Annotated in this window: 16 protein-coding genes and 1 pseudogene; 11 read left to right on the top strand and 6 right to left on the bottom strand. The window is 62.0% G+C overall.

From position 1 onward, the window contains the following. The 5 genes and pseudogenes from GGR03_RS22870 to GGR03_RS22890 form a co-directional block, all read left to right on the top strand. A complete protein-coding gene (locus tag GGR03_RS22870; protein ID WP_183211156.1) occupies positions 1–546 on the top strand; it encodes a DUF6152 family protein in 546 nt (181 codons plus the stop codon). Next, complete coding sequence (locus tag GGR03_RS22875) at positions 540–1,010, top strand: DUF2214 domain-containing protein (RefSeq protein WP_183211157.1); 471 nt, start codon at positions 540–542, stop codon at positions 1,008–1,010. The genes GGR03_RS22870 and GGR03_RS22875 overlap by 7 nt, the downstream gene beginning before the upstream one ends. A gap of 45 nt (positions 1,011–1,055) precedes the next feature. After that, entirely contained in the window at positions 1,056–1,649 is a 594-nt protein-coding gene (locus GGR03_RS22880; RefSeq protein ID WP_183211158.1) for a dioxygenase family protein, read from the top strand. 15 nt (positions 1,650–1,664) lie between these two features. Further along, positions 1,665–2,054 (top strand): hypothetical protein, encoded by a 390-nt coding sequence (locus tag GGR03_RS22885; RefSeq protein WP_183211159.1) that lies wholly within the window; start codon positions 1,665–1,667, stop codon positions 2,052–2,054. 192 nt (positions 2,055–2,246) lie between these two features. Beyond that, positions 2,247–3,163: pseudogene (locus GGR03_RS22890) on the top strand (IS3 family transposase); the annotation flags it as partial. A gap of 7 nt (positions 3,164–3,170) precedes the next feature. On the opposite strand, the gene GGR03_RS22895 reads toward GGR03_RS22890, so the two are convergent. Continuing rightward, positions 3,171–4,385: an IS110 family RNA-guided transposase gene (locus tag GGR03_RS22895; RefSeq protein ID WP_246368439.1), complete on the bottom strand. Its 1,215-nt coding sequence runs from the start codon at positions 4,383–4,385 to the stop codon at positions 3,171–3,173. Positions 4,386–4,917: 532 nt separating this feature from the next. Beyond that, a complete protein-coding gene (locus GGR03_RS22900; RefSeq protein WP_183211161.1) occupies positions 4,918–5,937 on the bottom strand; it encodes an IS110 family RNA-guided transposase in 1,020 nt (339 codons plus the stop codon). Between the two features lie 36 nt (positions 5,938–5,973). On the opposite strand from GGR03_RS22900, the gene GGR03_RS22905 reads away from it, so the two are divergent. Then, positions 5,974–6,195 (top strand): integrase core domain-containing protein, encoded by a 222-nt coding sequence (locus tag GGR03_RS22905; protein WP_343058999.1) that lies wholly within the window; start codon positions 5,974–5,976, stop codon positions 6,193–6,195. A gap of 332 nt (positions 6,196–6,527) precedes the next feature. On the opposite strand, the gene GGR03_RS22910 is transcribed toward GGR03_RS22905, so the two are convergent. Then, on the bottom strand, positions 6,528–6,854 hold the full coding sequence (locus tag GGR03_RS22910; protein ID WP_183211162.1) for an alpha/beta fold hydrolase: 327 nt from the start codon (positions 6,852–6,854) through the stop codon (positions 6,528–6,530). A 280-nt stretch (positions 6,855–7,134) separates the two neighbouring features. On the opposite strand from GGR03_RS22910, the gene GGR03_RS22915 reads away from it, so the two are divergent. Together GGR03_RS22915 and GGR03_RS22920 are read left to right on the top strand one after the other, a co-directional pair. After that, positions 7,135–8,034 carry a LysR family transcriptional regulator gene (locus GGR03_RS22915; RefSeq protein WP_183211163.1) on the top strand — a complete coding sequence of 300 codons (900 nt, stop codon included), beginning with the start codon at positions 7,135–7,137 and terminating at the stop codon, positions 8,032–8,034. A gap of 270 nt (positions 8,035–8,304) precedes the next feature. After that, entirely contained in the window at positions 8,305–9,165 is an 861-nt protein-coding gene (locus GGR03_RS22920; protein ID WP_252920357.1) for an SDR family oxidoreductase, read from the top strand. Between the two features lie 315 nt (positions 9,166–9,480). On the opposite strand, the gene GGR03_RS22925 is transcribed toward GGR03_RS22920, so the two are convergent. After that, the gene (locus GGR03_RS22925; RefSeq protein WP_183211164.1) at positions 9,481–10,155 is read right to left on the bottom strand and encodes a hypothetical protein; all 675 of its coding nucleotides are present in this window, start codon (positions 10,153–10,155) and stop codon (positions 9,481–9,483) included. Between the two features lie 483 nt (positions 10,156–10,638). On the opposite strand from GGR03_RS22925, the gene GGR03_RS22930 reads away from it, so the two are divergent. Continuing rightward, complete coding sequence (locus GGR03_RS22930; RefSeq protein WP_183211165.1) at positions 10,639–11,664, top strand: DUF1963 domain-containing protein; 1,026 nt, start codon at positions 10,639–10,641, stop codon at positions 11,662–11,664. A gap of 14 nt (positions 11,665–11,678) precedes the next feature. Here GGR03_RS22930 and comJ read toward each other — a convergent pair whose 3' ends face one another. After that, entirely contained in the window at positions 11,679–12,179 is a 501-nt protein-coding gene (gene comJ, locus GGR03_RS22935; protein ID WP_183211166.1) for a competence protein ComJ, read from the bottom strand. A gap of 126 nt (positions 12,180–12,305) precedes the next feature. On the opposite strand from comJ, the gene GGR03_RS22940 reads away from it, so the two are divergent. Together GGR03_RS22940 and GGR03_RS22945 are read left to right on the top strand one after the other, a co-directional pair. Then, positions 12,306–13,595, top strand: coding sequence for a DUF7256 domain-containing protein (locus GGR03_RS22940; RefSeq protein ID WP_246368440.1), 1,290 nt, complete (start codon positions 12,306–12,308; stop codon positions 13,593–13,595). 186 nt (positions 13,596–13,781) lie between these two features. After that, the gene (locus tag GGR03_RS22945; RefSeq protein WP_210292266.1) at positions 13,782–14,834 is read left to right on the top strand and encodes an ankyrin repeat domain-containing protein; all 1,053 of its coding nucleotides are present in this window, start codon (positions 13,782–13,784) and stop codon (positions 14,832–14,834) included. Between the two features lie 321 nt (positions 14,835–15,155). On the opposite strand, the gene GGR03_RS22950 is transcribed toward GGR03_RS22945, so the two are convergent. Then, complete coding sequence (locus GGR03_RS22950) at positions 15,156–15,713, bottom strand: putative glycolipid-binding domain-containing protein (RefSeq protein ID WP_183211167.1); 558 nt, start codon at positions 15,711–15,713, stop codon at positions 15,156–15,158. Between the last annotated feature and the right edge of the window lie 242 nt (positions 15,714–15,955).

The raw sequence follows: 15,955 nt of genomic DNA on the forward strand, positions 1-15,955 counted from the left end.
ATGAAACGAGCCTCTTTGCGCCGAAATGCATCCGCCGCGTTCGCCCGGCTCCGGCCAATCCTCGGGGGAGCCGTGCTGGGCCTTGCTGGACTATCCTTCGCCTGGGCACTCGTGCTGGGCTCGGGCGCTGCCTGGGGACATCACGGATTCGGTGGCCGCTACGACCTGTCAGCTCCCGTCTGGATCGAGGGGGAAGTCACCCGCGCTTACTTCGGCCAACCGCATGCCGAACTGGTCATTCGCGTTGCCGATGACCTTGGAGTCCCAGCAGCACCGCCTGATCTGGGATCAGCCGCCACCTTTCTCGATCCGGGACGTTTGCAGGTACGCGCCGATATGCGCGGAGCGTCGGTCGAAGTCGAGCTGCCTCCGACCCAGAAATATTTCAGCCTTGGAGAACGGATCGCGGTGGGTGACCGCATCGCAATCATCGCGGTCCGAAATTGCGACCCTCCGCATCAGCTGAACGGTCAATGGCTGCGCCTGGCAGACGGCGAGATCGTCGCCCGAGCAGGCGCCATGAGCTACATGGTCGGCGGATGCTGACGGGTCTGCTCTCCTATCTCGAAGGGACGCAGATCGTCGCTGCCCTGCGGACCTCTCCGCCGACCTACGCCGTGGTCAGCGCGCTGCACATCGTCGGCTTGGGCACATTGATCGGGTCCATCATGACGCTGGATCTGCGTGTCCTCGGAATTTGGAAACAGCGCGCATGGCGGGAGGCCGTCCCGGTAGTCAGCCCGATCGCGGCCGCCGGGTTGACGGTCGCGATCGCGACCGGAGTGCTTCTCTTTGCCATCCGTCCATTTCACTATCTGAACAACACGCCCTTTCTCGCAAAGCTTACGCTTGTAGTCGTCGGACTGCTGAATGCAGCGGTGTTTCATTACAGGCTCCGACGCGCCGCCGGGACCGGTCCGGACGGATTCAGCCGTGGCGGAGCCGCAATATCATTCGCAACCTGGACTGCCGCCATCTTTGCCGGACGCTTCATCGCCTTCATCGAATGAGCAAGCGGGGCCAACCAAATACGCCATGCTCGGAGGACACTTACAATGGAACCGACACGCCGAACCATATTGAGATCGCTGCTCCTCGCGCCCCCCGTCTTGCTTGGCGCCGGGACCCTGTCGCAATCGCATGCCCAGAGCCAGCAATTGCCATTGACCCCCTCGTGCGGAGAGGATTTCGCGCCAACGATTCGCCAGACGGCCGGTCCGTACTATCGGCCAGATGCTCCGATCAGACGCAATATGGCGGTGGATGCCGTTGACCGGCAGCGCGTCACACTCCTCGGCTACGTGTTGGATCAAGAGTGTCGACCGATCCCAGGTGCGGAGGTCGAAATCTGGCACGCCAACGAGCACGGCGACTATGACAATGACGGCTACGACTGGAGAGCGCGGCAGATCACCGACCGGATGGGACGCTGGGGTTTCGACACGATCGTCACCGAGCATTACTCATTCCGCACCGCGCACTATCATTTTCGCGTCGTGGCTCCCGGCTCGGATCCCCTCATCACGCAGCTCTATTTCCCAGACCACCCGCTAAACGCGGCCGATAGGCTGTTCGACCCGAGGCTGGTGCTCGACCTCGACCCGACGGGCGCGCTGGCGCGATTCGATTTCGTTGTTCAAGTTGGATGACAGGAGGGCGGAGACATGAATCTCCGGCGTGTTCTTGCGCTCTCAGTGCTCGCTTGGACAAGCACTCAATACGCGGCCGAAGCCTCGCCGGAAGCCGTCGTGCGCGAATTGTCGGTGGCTCTTCTGTCGCGCGATGCCGACCGGATCCTTGCCATCTTTGATCGGGAGCACGGTGGGTATGCCTACACCTTGCGTGGCGACCTCACCACCGGGCCAGCATTCGAAGCATGGCTGCGCCGCGACATCATCGCGAGGGGCCGTGTGTTCGTCATCGATCGGCTGCAGGTGGTCGGCAATCGAGTCGAGGTGGAAGCGACATACGGTATCGGCAAGCCTTCAATATTTCGTCGGTACATTTTCGAGGTGGTCGATGGGAAAGTAGCGGGTTGGTTCATTGGCTACTGATATGGCCCAAGGCTTCAGGCGGAGCTACCCCGAAAGAGAGTGGCCTAGTCTCCAAACCCCCGCCGCTCGGCCCTAATTTCTGACCCGCGATTTCAAACCCGTGCGTCACGCGTGACGTGCCTCCCGGAATTCGGACCGTTCTGAGTTGGATTTTTCCATTTATGATCCCGGGATCGGAACGAGGAGAATTCCATGAAGAAGTCGAAGTTCACCGAGGCGCAGATCGCGTTCGTTCTGAAGCAGGCCGATGAGGGCACGGCGGTGGCGGAGGTCTGCCGCAAGGCCGGGATTTCGGATGCCACCTTCTACAATTGGCGCAAGCGCTACGGCGGAATGATGCCGTCGGAGGTGAAGAAGCTGCGCCAGCTCGAGGAGGAGAACGGCAAGCTGAAGCGGCTGGTGGCGGACCTGTCTCTCGACAAGGCGATGTTGCAGGACGTGCTGTCAAAAAAGCTCTGAGGCCTGCTCGTCGGCGCCGGCTGGTGGACGAGGTTCGAGCGTGCTGGAAGGTGTCGGTCAGGCGGGCCTGTTCCGCCCTGAAGATCGATCGCTCGCTCTACACCTACCAATCCCGGCGCGGCGATCAGGCCGCTCTCATGAAGCGCATCCGGGAGATCACCGAGACGCGGGTGCGCTATGGCTATCGCCGCGTCCACGTCCTGCTGCGGCGGGAGGGCTGGCCGGTGAACCCAAAACGAATCTACAGGCTTTACAAGGAGATGGGCCTTCAGTTGCGCAACAAGGTCCCCAAGCGGCGGGTGAAAGCCAGGCTCCGCGACGACCGGACGGTGGCGACCCATGTCAATCAGACCTGGGCCATGGATTTTGTCCATGACCAGCTTGCAACGGGTCGCAAGCTGCGCATTCTGACGGTCGTTGATACCTTCTCCCGCTTCTCGCCGTCGATCGATCCGCGCTTCAGCTACCGCGGCGAGGACGTTGTGCAGGCACTGGAACGCGTCTGCGGCGAAATCGGCTATCCGAAGACGATCCGGGTGGATCAGGGCTCGGAGTTCGTCTCCCGTGATCTTGATCTCTGGGCCTACCAGAGAGATGTGATCCTCGACTTCTCCCGGCCTGGAAAGCCGACGGACACGGATGTAATTGAATAGCCCCTCACGTTGCTATCATCGTGCGTGTTGGCGGTTTGGCTCGCCATCGTGATGTGTAGCGGGCGTAATCGCGCTCAGCTTCTTCCGTCCTCGCCCGCTCCGCAGCCCTCTTCTCGGGGATGTTGTAATCATAGGCGCTACCTCGCCGCGCATGCTCAGATGGCAGGCCGGCGCGAAGCTCCATGCTGCGGAACTTGCGGGCCAGGAGTGCGGGGCGCGCCCAGATGTAGTCCGTCTGCTTCGTCAGCATGTGCCAAGCGATCATCGCGAGCTTCCGCGCCGTCGCGACCGCCGCGATGTGTTTGCCGCGTTTTGCGGCGATCCGCTGGTAGAATGCACGTAGGGGGCCTGGAGACCGTGCTGCGGCCCAGGCGGCTTCCACTAGCATGCCGCGCGCTTGTCCGCAGCCCTGCTTGGTGATCCGGCCGTGATGGGCGGGCCCTTCGCCAGACTGGCGCACGCTCGGGTTCAACCCGAGATAGCCGATCAGCTTGCGCGGATCGGAAAAGCGCTGAATGTTCCCGATCGATGCCGCGACACCGGCGGCAGCAGTCATGTCTACGCCGGGTAACGTCATCAAGCGGCGAATAAGCGGATCGGCCATCGCTTCGCGCGCGATCTCGGCTTCGACGGTCTTCAACGACCCTTCGATCAAGTCGATCTGGGCGAGATGCCGAGCAACCGCGTCCCGCTCGTCGCCAGGCAAGGTCTGCCGGGCGATCCACTTCCGGCCGCTGATGCCGACGAGATTCCCGTGCGGGCACGGCGGCACCAGATGCGTATGAAGCACAGACTGGATAAGGTTCTTCAAGCGGACACGCTGGCGGACAAGCTGAGTGCGACGTGCCACCTGCCGCCGAAGCGCCTGGCAGCGTGGATCTGGCACCCAAACCTCGGGCAGGAAGCCCGTGGCGTAGAGCTTTGCCAGGACCGCCGCATCGATCGCGTCGGTTTTGATCTTCGCGTGCGCGATCATCCGCACCTGCTTTGGATTGGCTATAACGACCCGATCAACATGGGGAGCGAGCACCTCCACCACGGCTGCCGCATTGCTCGTCGCCTCGACCACGACATGGTCATCAGGGGCCAAACGTGCCTTTGCAAAGGCTTCGAGCTCGGTGCGCAGCATGGGCACACGGCCGAGCTTAACCGTCTCCCCGTCTACGAGCGCCACGACCTCAGCCGCGACGCGATGGATATCCATGCCAACAATCCGCATGACGTCCTCCTCTGCTTCGTGACAGTCGAGGGAGCCTGCGGGCGACACGACAGTTACGGATCCGCGCTCGCAGCGCATCCGGGCTAGTCGCAGGGGCGGCCAGATAACGACCTCGAGCTCGCGGCTCATGTCTGTACGACGGCCTGCCCGCACTTGCGTGCTCCCGGTGCCCCGAGGCCCGGATCAGCCCAGCATACCCGCCAGTTGCGATCTCAGGAACGAGGCACCAGCGACATCATGCCCGATAACGCCTTCATCGAGTCCTTCATGTATGGACGGCCCCTGCGTTGCAAGGCTCGTGGTGAGGTTTAGGCAGTGCACGGGTCGGGTGCGTTCATGTATACGGCCTGTTGATGCGGCCCATGCTCATGACCGCTGGCCCTGATGGAGTTCGCGGATCGACGCCTCATCAACGGGTCGCGCTCGTGGCGCCCAAAGCTCTGCGGGCTTAGTCGATCCCCGGTCCGCCCGGTTGTGCCATCACCTCACGTTCGCCCTCGCAACCTATGAACCTCGTTTATTGACCTGCGCCCTACAGCGCCGCCTGAGCTGGCGAGCGGAAGGGCTGCTCGCGCACCATCAGCGCCCAAGCGATCCGCGCCATCTTGTTGGCGAGCGCGATGATGACGACCTTGGGCGGACGGCGCTGCTGCAGTCCGCGGATCCAGTTCTCGCCCGCTGCGGCGCGCGCCTTCGCAAACCGGATCACGTTGCCGGCGCCGACATAAAGCAAGTGACGGATGTAACGGTCGCCGCGCTTCGATATTCGCCCCAGCCTGTCCTTGCCGCCGCTCGAATGGCTCTTGGGTGTAAGGCCAAGCCAGGCGGCGAACTCACGCCCCGAGCGGAACATGGCGGGATCGGGCACAGTACTCGCGATTGCCATAGCCGTGATCGGGCCGACGCCGGGGATGGAGGCGAGCCGCCGGCTGACGGCTTGGGTTCGGTGGATCGCGACAAGCTGCATCTCAATCGCGTCGATCTGCTTCCATGTGCTAGCGAGTTGCTCGACAAGCAGGTTCAGCGCGTCGCGCGCGAGAGGCGGCACGGACGGGTCATGCAGTTGCGCCGCCAGCTTCTCGACGCGATGGATACCTTGGGGTGCAATGATGCCGAACTCGGCGAGATGCGCGCGCAGCGCGGTGGCGAGCATCGTGCGCTGACGCACGAGCAGCTGGCGAGCCCTGTGCAGCATCAGCATGGCCTGTTGGTCGGCTGACTTCACGGGCACGAAGCGCATGGTTGGGCGCGTGAGCGCCTCCGCTATTGCCTGTGCGTCGGCGGCATCGGTCTTGTTGCGTCTGACGTAGGGCTTCACGTAGGCCGGCGGCATGAGCCGCACAGAGTGCCCGAGCGCGCTCAACTCACGGGCCCAGTAATGTGCCGTTGCGCACGCCTCAAGGCCGACAAGGCAGGGCGGCAGGGCTCGGAAATAGTCGAGAACCTGCGCTCGTCGCAGCTTGATCTGAGCAACTGGGCGACCTGCCGCATCGGCGGCATGCACTTGGAAAACCTGCTTTGCGATATCGAGTCCAATGACGCTGATCTGCATGGGAAGGCTCCTGCTGAGTGATATGCACCGGCCGCCATTATGCCACGCCGATGCCGGGGTGCAGGGGCCGTCCATCCCATCAACGGCAAGTTCCGGGCTGAATGCCTGAACACCCACTGGTTCATGAGCCTTGACGAGGCCCGGGCCAAGATGGAGGCTTGGCGTAGAGACTATAACGAGATCCGCCCACACAGCGCGATCGGCCATAAGACGCCGATCGAGCTGATGAAACGCTCAGGAGGCAGTCCGCCAGCCTGAGCAGCACCCCCCGGAAATTCCCCAGCCGGGCTGTCCAAAGTCGGGGGGCACGTCAGCCGCTCATGAACTAAGATTTGCCCTGGACCACCCGGTGGGGGCCGACCAGTCGCCTTGAGCTGGGCGCTCATCCACTTCGCCGCCTGCTCGACTGGCTCGGATCGGGGCAGCTTTTGACCAATTACTATCAAAGGCAGACCGGAAGCTTTCCACCCCGTCCGGTCTCGGGAGACAGAGGAGGCGGATGCCCGGAAGCGGTCCATCGGTTCTCGACCTTCCGCGTTGTAGAGCTCCTATTTTCGAGCACATAAGAGCCGGCGTAACTTTTGGCAGCTCTAGCCAGCCCTGAAAGCATCCTGACGTGCAAACTGAACCCCACGGTCAGAGATAATTTCCTCGGCAACCAGCCGCGCCTGCGTCATTAAAGATCCGTCGCCCGGGGGCCTCGTGATTCCACCGTGTCCGGGACGATCGAGGGCAACGACGTGATGCTGCTCGGCAAGCGGGCCTGCGAGCGCGATAATCATGTCGTCGAGCGACGTTATGGTGCCGTGCAAGAGGACGACATCGGCACCCGTGCCCGTTTCGGCATAGGCAAGCCGATGGTGGCCCACCTCAAGGGTGGCTCGCTCGAAGCTGGCGGATGGCGGCTGCGGGTTCATCAATATGGTACCCCTATTTTGCGGGCAGCGTGTCCCAAGTCCTGCCGAAAGGCGATCGGGGCGGTTAGCTCGGATCTGGAGCTCTTTGCATCCGCAACTCGTCCGCTGACACATCGAGTTGGGTCCGTCCGATCAAAAGGAAGGAGTGTTATGAGCATCGAGAAAACGTTCAGACCGTGAAGGTCTTCTTCGACGCGATCGGCCGCGGCGAAGAGGTCCTTGCTCCAGCCTCGTCTAGCGTTCATTGGAACAACGACATCCATGATAAAAAGTGGGGCCCATGACGTTTGATAGTCGCCTGCTGAATGGGATCGGAGTCCTCTCGGCCGTGGTCGAGGCCGGAAGTTTCGTGCGCGCGGGAGAAGCGCTCGGGCTCACCCAGTCTGCGGTCAGCCGCGCCGTCGCGCGCTTGGAAGAGCGCGTCGGCCTGCGCATCTTCAACCGGAACGCCCGCTCGATTACCCTTACGGATGAGGGCCGCCTCTTCTACGAGCGCGTAGCGCCACACCTGTCCGGCATCGAGGAAGCCGCTACCGACGCCGCCGGATCCGTCGGTCAGGTGCGGGGTCGTCTGCGGCTGAACGTCGATGGCTGCTTCGGCCACTATGTCCTGTTACCCACCATCCAGACCTTTCTGTCACGGCATCCCGATCTGGCGGCCGAAATCCATGTCCGCGACCGCATGGGTGACCTCGTTGCCGAAAACTTCGACGTCGGGATCCATTTCGGCGAACCGCAGATGTCGTCGCTGACCTGCCGGCTGCTGTTGCGGACGCGGGTCCTGACCTGCGCCTCGCCTGCCTACCTCGAACGAAACGGAGCGCCTGACACCCCCTCCGACCTCAGCGGACGCGAATGCATTCTGATGCGCGATCCAGCGACGGGGAAACACTACGACTGGGATTTCATCCGGGGCGGGGAGCACGTCTCGGCCAAGGTATCCGGACGACTGACAGTGACGGATACGGGTGGCCTTTTGGCAGCCTGCCTCTCCGGTCATGGGATTGGCCAGCCGCTGGAAATCTACACGCGCCCTTTCCTTGCCGACGGTCGACTAGTTCAGCTTTTGCCAGACTGGGCAGAAGAGGTGTTCCCCCTCTACGTCTATCATCACTCGCCAAAGTCGATGTCCGCCAAAGTTCGAGCTTTCTTGGATTTTGTGACGGAAATCACTTCTTAAGGTCAATATCAACGGTGCGTGCCCGGCTCGCAGTATCCCGAAGCCATGTTGTAACCAATCCCGGCACCGGAGACGAATGAATAGAAATCATCCTTCGGATGAGCCGAAGGGATCACTTGCACATGGCGGTGCTCCGCCGATGATGGCTTGCGGAGACATACTCTGAATCATCGTTGACTTGATCATTACGCATTCGAAGGAGGGCAGTCGCTCCGGTTAGCCTTTACGCCATCGGACCCAGCCAGGGTCCGCAACGAAAGGAAGTCTACCGTGACCTGCGATAGCGACCCCGCTTTGTTTAACGATAAGATCAACAGACGAACCCTGATTGCCGCCGCGGCGATCGCTCCAGCCCTGATCGCCACCGGCGTCTCAGGGGCGAATGCTCAGGCCGCGACCGGTACCGCGAAGGTGGCACTGGTTACCGGCTCATCGCGCGGAATCGGCGCAGCCGTGGCGAAGCGTCTTGCCCGCGAGGGCTTCAGCGTCACCGTCAACTGCGTCGTGAACCGGGACCTCGCCGCAGCGGTCGTCGCCGAGATCGAGACCGCCGGTGGCAAGGCAGTCTGGGAGCAGGCTGATGTCAGCGACCCCGCGGCCGTAAGGCGGCTGTTCGATGTCACTGAACGCGCCTTCGGCGGCGTCGATGTCGTCGTCAGCAATGCCGGCATCATGCGCCTTGCGCCCTTTGCAACCATGTCTGACGAGGACTTCGACCGGATGATCGCGGTCAACGTGAAGGGCTCGTTCAACGTTCTTCGCGAGGCGGCCCGGCATGTGCGCGATGGTGGGCGGATCATCGCCCTGTCCTCCAGCATCACCCAGCTCAGGTCGCCGACCTATGGTCCTTATGCGGCCTCGAAGGCCGCACAAGAAATGTATGCGAACGTCATGGCCAAAGAGCTTCAGGGCCGGATGATATCGGTCAACGCGGTGGCACCGGGCCTCGTCAATACGACGCTCTTCACAGATGGAAAGACGACGGAGCAGATCGAGGGGTTTGCACAGAGGACGCCACACAAGCGGCTCGCCGAACCCTCCGACATCGCCGACGTGATCTCGACACTTTGCAGTAGCGACGGCGGATGGGTCAACGGACAGACCGTCTTCGCCAATGGCGGCATCGTCTGACCGATGTGTGAGGCCGAGACCAATCGCATAACCGAAATATGCTTGCGGTATCGGCGTCGACGCGGTCACGCTCATCATGAAGCTACACCTTGAACTTCAGCATCGTATCGGAACGTCTGCTTCCGGGATAATACGACGGATGCTAAAGGTCGTAGAATGGTCGAAAGCCGTCAAGCAAGACTCCCCGCCTCGCGCATGCCGCGTACAAATCAGCACGGCAACTTTGAGCCACTCGTGAGCCTCACCTTTCTTTTGGATCGGACCGGCTGCGCAGGCGATGATGGCCGCCGGTGCGACGAGGCGGGTCCCGGCCGGTCACCGCGCGCCCTCGCCGATGTCCGGCAAGAGCGGGCCGCTCATCACCAGCAAGCCGGCCTCCAAGATGCTGTCGTCCTCGTTATGATCGGTCGGCATGATCGTGAAGCTGACCCCCCGCTCAGGGCCGGAATCGTGGCCCGTCTCCGGCTCGTGCCAGCCGGTCACCGTGAGGGGGGAGAATTCCTCCCCCGTATAGCGCTCCGGAATCTTCTCCTTCACGGCGCGCCCGGTGACACGGGCGATAAACCCCTCCGGCCGCACGCCAAGAAGGCGCGGCGCGGGCGGCCCGTCGCCGTCCCGGATCGTTTGGACCATGCAGAACCGTCTGTCGCTGTCGACACCCCAGCTCGCGACATAACGGGCCGAAAGGAGTTCGACTGTGCCGCGGCGGCTGAGCAGCGGGGAGCGCAATTCTTTAACTGCTTCCGGCGACGCCTGGCGGGTGGCAAGTCCTTGGAAGGGCATCCTGTCATGCCGGATATAGCCGAGGCAATCTTCGAAGATGATCCGCATCACCAGCGCCTCGTTCTCCGGGATCGCTCTCGTTTGGATCGCGTTCGTTCGGAGCTCGGCCGCCTGAGCAGGCCGCGCAGAGGCCAGAGGGGCGGCGTCCCAAGCCGAGAAAGCGGTCGTAAGGAGAGCGGTCGTGAGGATCAGGTAGCGATGTCGCATCGATTATCTGGAGCGGGGCCGCTGTTGTCGGCTTGATTGCATAAGAGGAGCTAGATATCGGCCATGACTGTTTCTAGTGAGATGACTGTGGGCCTGACCTGTTTCCACCAGCCAAATGTAACCGTCGTACGGCTCTCGGCAACTACCCGCGAGCCTGTAGCGTAAGCTGCCATTCTCAAGGTGCAGGATTGCCCTTGCGGCTCATGGGATCCAACCTATGCGCTGACGGGAACGGCTCCTATACAGTATTCCAGAACGGGGTCACCAGCCGCGCAACCCCAGCGGCACGAGCGAGATGCCTGCCCACATCACCGCCGACCGCATCCGCTGAGCATTCTCAAATTCGAAGCGCTTGGCGCTCTCCAAGCGGACTGGGCCGCAGGATGCCCGCCCTTCGACAGCCTGCTACCTTTTGAAGGGATTTGTCGATTTGGCCCGCACGAGTCTAAGCAGGTCTCAGCTCGGTCACCTCTAGGAGATGCGATGTTCGACGGACTTGCAGAAGCTGCGGCTGCGCTTGGGAAGGCATTCGACCCGCCGCATCTCGAACAGGTGGTGGGGGCCTTGGTGCCAGCCATTGTTTTCAGGCCTGCCGGACCCGAAGGTCCCGTTGCCGGAGGCAGCCAGATCGGCGGCACTCCCGATGTCCCCGCCGGATTCGTCTGGCCTCGTCCGACTCCGCTTGCCGACGCGCGCGAGTTGGCGGGACGGGCGAACACCGAGATGGGGCAGGAGATGCTCGCGCACATCGAATTGGGTCTGCCCTACGCGTTCGTCGCGCAGGTCGACTTGGGTGAAGCGGCAAAACTCGGCGACGTCGCAGCAAACCTGCCTTCCAACGGGCGCCTACTGTTCTTCTACGACTTCCCGACGGGTCCCTGGGACACCGGTACGCGCAGCGCCCGGGTGATCTGGGACACCTCGCCGACAGGGAACCTCGCGCCGGCCCCCGTTCCCGACGACCTTGCCGCGGCTGTGCGCTCCGAGCTCGATGAGCTGGGCGACCTGCGGCCGGACGGGAAGGGCGGGACGAACTACGGCGCTCCCCGGCGCCCGATGACTTTGTCCGCGACGTGGCGACTGCCCCATCCGGCGGCACTGGAGTCCGAAGAACTTCTTTCATCCGGCACCGCGGACACGGACGGTGAAGCCGAGACTTTCCGCGAGGATTACGGGGAGGCCGTCGAGGCGCATCACGACGGATACACCAGGGAACTTTGGCGAAGGCAACAACTTCTCGGAAGCCCCCAACCCGAGCAGGACGATCCCCGCCTGAACGCGGTCGTCGTCTCGAAATTCGGGGTGCAGCATCTCTCCCGTGAGGTCTGGAAGGAGCGATACCCGGCAATCAAGGCCGAGGCGGCAGAATGGACGCTCCTGCTTCAGCTCGATGTCGGGGACTGGATGCAGGCCAAGTTCGTGGAGGGAACCGTCTACTTCGTGATCCGGCGTGACGACCTGGAAGGACGTCGGTTCGAAAAGGTGGTTGCCGTCTACCAGCAGACCTGAACGTGCTGCACGGGTCAGCCAGAACCAAGCCTGTCACGGATGATCTCGGCTGTCTCGCTGAGCACGCGCTCTGCCGTCACATCTTCGCCCGTCTTGAGGATCGCGAATGTCGGCGAGGATGTCTCGATGAAGTGGAGGCGCACCGCATAGGCGACCTCCTCGACTTCGCCCGCCTCTGGGTGCCTGGCCTCAAACACCAAGTTGTAGTGCCCTGGCGGAACCGCCACTGCATGCTCGTAGCCAACCGTTCCGACTTCGATGCCCGGCCCAACCACTTTGATGGGGGTCTGCACTGCCCAAAGAGTGCCGGCGTCGATCCCGAACGCCACGTCACGCAAGACGCTCACCCGCACATCCCCATCGTGATCCGGAATGCCGAAGCTGACGAAGCCCGGAGACCAGGCAAAGCCTTGCGCCACGTGATCGTCCGTCCACAACAATGCGGGGATAGGCCCTGGCGGGGTCGCAACCGTAATCTGCGTGTAAAGGACGGTCATGAGGAAGTTCGCGAGCATCGGTCATCCCAACGGGTGTGAACGTGGTTCCGGCACCGTACAGCGGAGGGACGTGCTGCCGGAAGCGCGATACAAATACAAAAGTCGACCAAAGCCTCCGGCCATGATGGCGTCGACATGTGCCCAATGGCCATTGAGGTGATCTCCGATGACACGGCGGAATTGACGATGCAGCGATTCGGAGGTCTTCGTCTGGCCGGAAGCTGCTGTCATCTGGTTTTCACCACCATCCCGATAAGGTTATTGGTCATGGGATTGTCGAGACGCTGCTTCGCGACTGTGTGCATCTCAGCGGCTGCCTGGTTCGGGTTCATGGGAGACATGTCGATGGCGGGGGATACTATGTCGGCCAGTGCCGAGATGCTCGCGGGATTGCGGCCGGGAATGTCGGCGCTTCGCGTCGAGGAAGCGATGGGCAGCGAATGGCGGGCACCGGCGTCATACAAGGGAGGCGTCGTCGACGTCCTGGAGAATACCCACGGAATCGTCGTCAGGCTCGACCGGGATGGCCTCGTCGGTTCGATCACCTATGACTGGCGCTTCACTGACGCCTCCGTCGAGGGCGTGAGCATGGGCATGACCTTGCTCGAGGCCGAAGCTAAACTCCCGAACCTCGAGGTCGGCGCGGATATGCCCATGATGCGGGGCGTGCGGATGGGCAAGCTCATGCTTCCGGGCGGCGCTATCATGCGTGTGAAGTTCACGCTCGAGAGGGTGAATGGAATATGGATGGACAACCCCGAAGCCGAGTACACAGAGCCGACGGCGCCGCCTTACCCGGAGCAGACGGGGGAGAAAGGCGCGCCCTTTGCCGACCCCAACTTTAAGCTCGTGGTCCTGTCGTCGCTCCTCGACGCAAAAGCGCTCGACCTCGGGAGGCCCGAAGACCTTGCTGCGCACGTCCTGAAACGGCCCGTCGACCTCGAGGAGGAGGGCTACGAACCATTCGACGAGGTCATCGACTATCTAGCCCGCTACCCATTGCCAGCCAGCCTCTTGGACGAGGCGAAGTCCATCGTTCTTGACGGCGGCAACGTGATCTATCGCTACCCCTATTACTTCTGGGGTGGTGATGACGACATGTTCGACGTCTCCAGCCTCGGTGGGATCGAGCAGTGCCGCAATCTCAGGAGCCTCGAGGCGATTTCGATGATCGACAGGCTGGACATCCAGCAGCTCGCACCGCTCTCGAAGCTCGAGTACCTCTCCATCTCGATCCCTTTCGACAATCTCGGTGCCCTGTCGAACCTGGAAGGCCTGAAGCGGATTCGACTGCTCGGCGACGGGGTGTTTGCGGAGGCGATAACGCCCGAACATCCGACGCGGATACTGTTCGAACGACTCAAGGCGCGCGGCATCGAGGTCTACGTCAGTCCTATGACCTGGCAGGGAGAGCGGCCCACCCCGTACCAGTGAGGCACCTTCAAGGCCTCGGGTCACCGTCCGTCATCCCGCGGACCGCCGTGATCGGCAATGGACACACCGATTGAACCTGGCACTTAGGGCAAACTCAAAAGCCCCACGACTGTATTGAGTTGCGGTTTCCGATTGTTGGAGCAGTAAGACCTGATACGCCATTCCTAGGCGAACAAGGGGATCTCGGTGGCGAAGAAGCGGACAACTCTACCGAAGGACTTCGGGGAGATGCTGGTGAAATCTAGCATCGACGAACTGAAGGCGGTCTTCGATCGATGCGAAGTCGATGCCCGAGGCGGGTACACCGAGCAGGTCGCCCTCGCTTTCGACCTGTGTCCTGAGGAACTTGCGCGCTGGCTCCGCGACAAGGGTGCCGACCTCTCGGCCGAGGATAGATACGGGGACACGCCGCTTCACGCCCACGCGGGCAGCTACAGGGGAAACCTTGCGATGCTCCTCGCGCTCGGCGCGATTGTGGACCACGGTTCGGGTACAAGGAAGGGCACGGCGTTACACCGAGCCGCAACGGCCGCCCATCCTGACAATGTCCGGTTCCTTCTTTCTCACGAGGCGGAAATCGATTCCGTCGACGGTCAAGGCAAGACACCACTCTACAGGGCGCTGCAACACGCCAGCAACGCTTCGCTGGAGCGCGTCGCGGAGGTGGCCCGGCTCCTTGTCGAGGCGGGCGCGCGCGTCACCCCGGCGTTCGCGGAACAGGTGGAGCGGATCGGTGCCGACTTCGAGTTTTACCGCGACGGCTTCAACCCCGAGAGCGTGGACCTTACCAGTGCCGCGCTCGACAGCCTGTACACCTTGTTCGACGTCCCGCCCGTCCCGCGGCGAACCGTTCACAACGGAACGTCGCGGATCGTCGTCTCTAAAGGTTCGTGGCAGGCCGGCTTCGAAGAACTCTGGAATCTCCTCATACCGTCGGCTGGCGCGGCCAGAACCGTCCAGGGCGAGGTGGTCAGGATCGCCGGCAAGATCCGCCACGAGCTAGAAGGGAACGGAGGTGTGAACTGGGACCACCAGTTCCGGCAGATGGCCGATGCGTGGATGGAACACGTCGGGAGCGGGGAACCGCTGACAGCTAGTGAGGCTGCCGAGGCAACCAAGCTCATGGCAGAAATAAAAAGCCGATCCGGCGATACGGATCGCATGTGCGAACTGGCGGTGCGCTGGGTCAGCCGGAACCCGGATCCCGTCGAGCTGACGCCACCGCGGTACGAGCGGTAAACCGGGCGGGAGCACAGCCCCGGCGCACGTGTCATTTGATATGGATCCGCGAGTCCCCGGTGTTAGCTCCGTCTAAGGACACCCTTCTGATACGCTCGTCATCTTGCGAGACGGTGCAGGCGATTACGGTCGGTGGCCCCATGTGATGATTACGCTTGCGGCATGAAATGAGGGTTCCGACCTGCATCGCTCTTAGGGCTGCGAACGTCTCGGAAGGGTGGGATTCAGACCGTCCGCCTGCAAGCGCAAAAAACCGGATAGCCGCCGTTTCCAACCGCCACGCCTGTTCGGATCGAACTGTTTGACGTTGGAGGCCACTTCCTAAGGCGTCACGTCCACACGCTTGAAAAGGCCTTCGTATTCTGCAACCAAGCCGTCCTGATCCACGCGCAATTGGGCCTGAAACCCGCTGGACAGCCCCAGATCACGATAGCGGAAGTGATCGGCATCCAGCCGATCATAAGCCTGCCGAGACCGCGAAACCTTCAATGTATCGCCATTGATATAGACGACGTCGAAGATTGCGGCATCCAGTTCATCGTTCAGCATGCACGATATCGGAAAACTATTACAGAACGGCGTGAGCGAGAGGTCAACGAACTCAGCTCCATCGAGCTCCGGTCGTTCCTTCCCGTTAACGGTCCATCCCTGTCCTCGGCGCTCAATGCGCACCTTGTGCTCCCCTTTGGGATCGTATCGCTGCACATTCAATGCGAGAACCTGCCAGTCGGCAGCAAATTGCCAGCGGTGCCGCACCTCGGCACCATCATTTTCTACATTGATAATGACACCTTTGGCCGCGTCTCGGCTTGGGGAAATGTGGAGGCGCTCTAGGCCGTGAACATCAGTGCGTTTCCAGAAGATGGTCGTCGTTAGCATGTGACCTCCTTTCACGCCAGCATACGCTCAAGTCATTGCTCTCCTGCTCAGTTCCTGGAATCGCGCCCACGACCCAACGTTAAAGAATGGCGTAGCATTCGGGCTGCTTCGGGTGGGATTCAGACCGTCCGCTAACGAGTGGGCAATCTTGCCGTTGACGAGAGGCACCGGACGGGAAGCGATCGCCGCAACCATGGGGAGAAGTGGCGATCACGCCTCAATATGATGCCACCGGGGCCTTG

The sequence above is a fragment of the Aurantimonas endophytica genome (assembly GCF_014196845.1).
GTDB lineage: Bacteria > Pseudomonadota > Alphaproteobacteria > Rhizobiales > Rhizobiaceae > Aurantimonas > Aurantimonas endophytica.

Coding starts and splice junctions, on each gene's coding strand:
- GGR03_RS22870 (WP_183211156.1), top strand. CDS start 1: ATGAAACGAGCCTCTTTGCGCCGAAATGCATCCGCCGCGTTCGCCCGG.
- GGR03_RS22875 (WP_183211157.1), top strand. CDS start 540: ATGCTGACGGGTCTGCTCTCCTATCTCGAAGGGACGCAGATCGTCGCT.
- GGR03_RS22880 (WP_183211158.1), top strand. CDS start 1,056: ATGGAACCGACACGCCGAACCATATTGAGATCGCTGCTCCTCGCGCCC.
- GGR03_RS22885 (WP_183211159.1), top strand. CDS start 1,665: ATGAATCTCCGGCGTGTTCTTGCGCTCTCAGTGCTCGCTTGGACAAGC.
- GGR03_RS22895 (WP_246368439.1), bottom strand. CDS start 4,385: ATGCGGATTGTTGGCATGGATATCCATCGCGTCGCGGCTGAGGTCGTG.
- GGR03_RS22900 (WP_183211161.1), bottom strand. CDS start 5,937: ATGCAGATCAGCGTCATTGGACTCGATATCGCAAAGCAGGTTTTCCAA.
- GGR03_RS22910 (WP_183211162.1), bottom strand. CDS start 6,854: ATGAACCCGCAGCCGCCATCCGCCAGCTTCGAGCGAGCCACCCTTGAG.
- GGR03_RS22915 (WP_183211163.1), top strand. CDS start 7,135: ATGACGTTTGATAGTCGCCTGCTGAATGGGATCGGAGTCCTCTCGGCC.
- GGR03_RS22925 (WP_183211164.1), bottom strand. CDS start 10,155: ATGCGACATCGCTACCTGATCCTCACGACCGCTCTCCTTACGACCGCT.
- GGR03_RS22930 (WP_183211165.1), top strand. CDS start 10,639: ATGTTCGACGGACTTGCAGAAGCTGCGGCTGCGCTTGGGAAGGCATTC.
- comJ (WP_183211166.1), bottom strand. CDS start 12,179: ATGCTCGCGAACTTCCTCATGACCGTCCTTTACACGCAGATTACGGTT.
- GGR03_RS22940 (WP_246368440.1), top strand. CDS start 12,306: ATGGCCATTGAGGTGATCTCCGATGACACGGCGGAATTGACGATGCAG.
- GGR03_RS22950 (WP_183211167.1), bottom strand. CDS start 15,713: ATGCTAACGACGACCATCTTCTGGAAACGCACTGATGTTCACGGCCTA.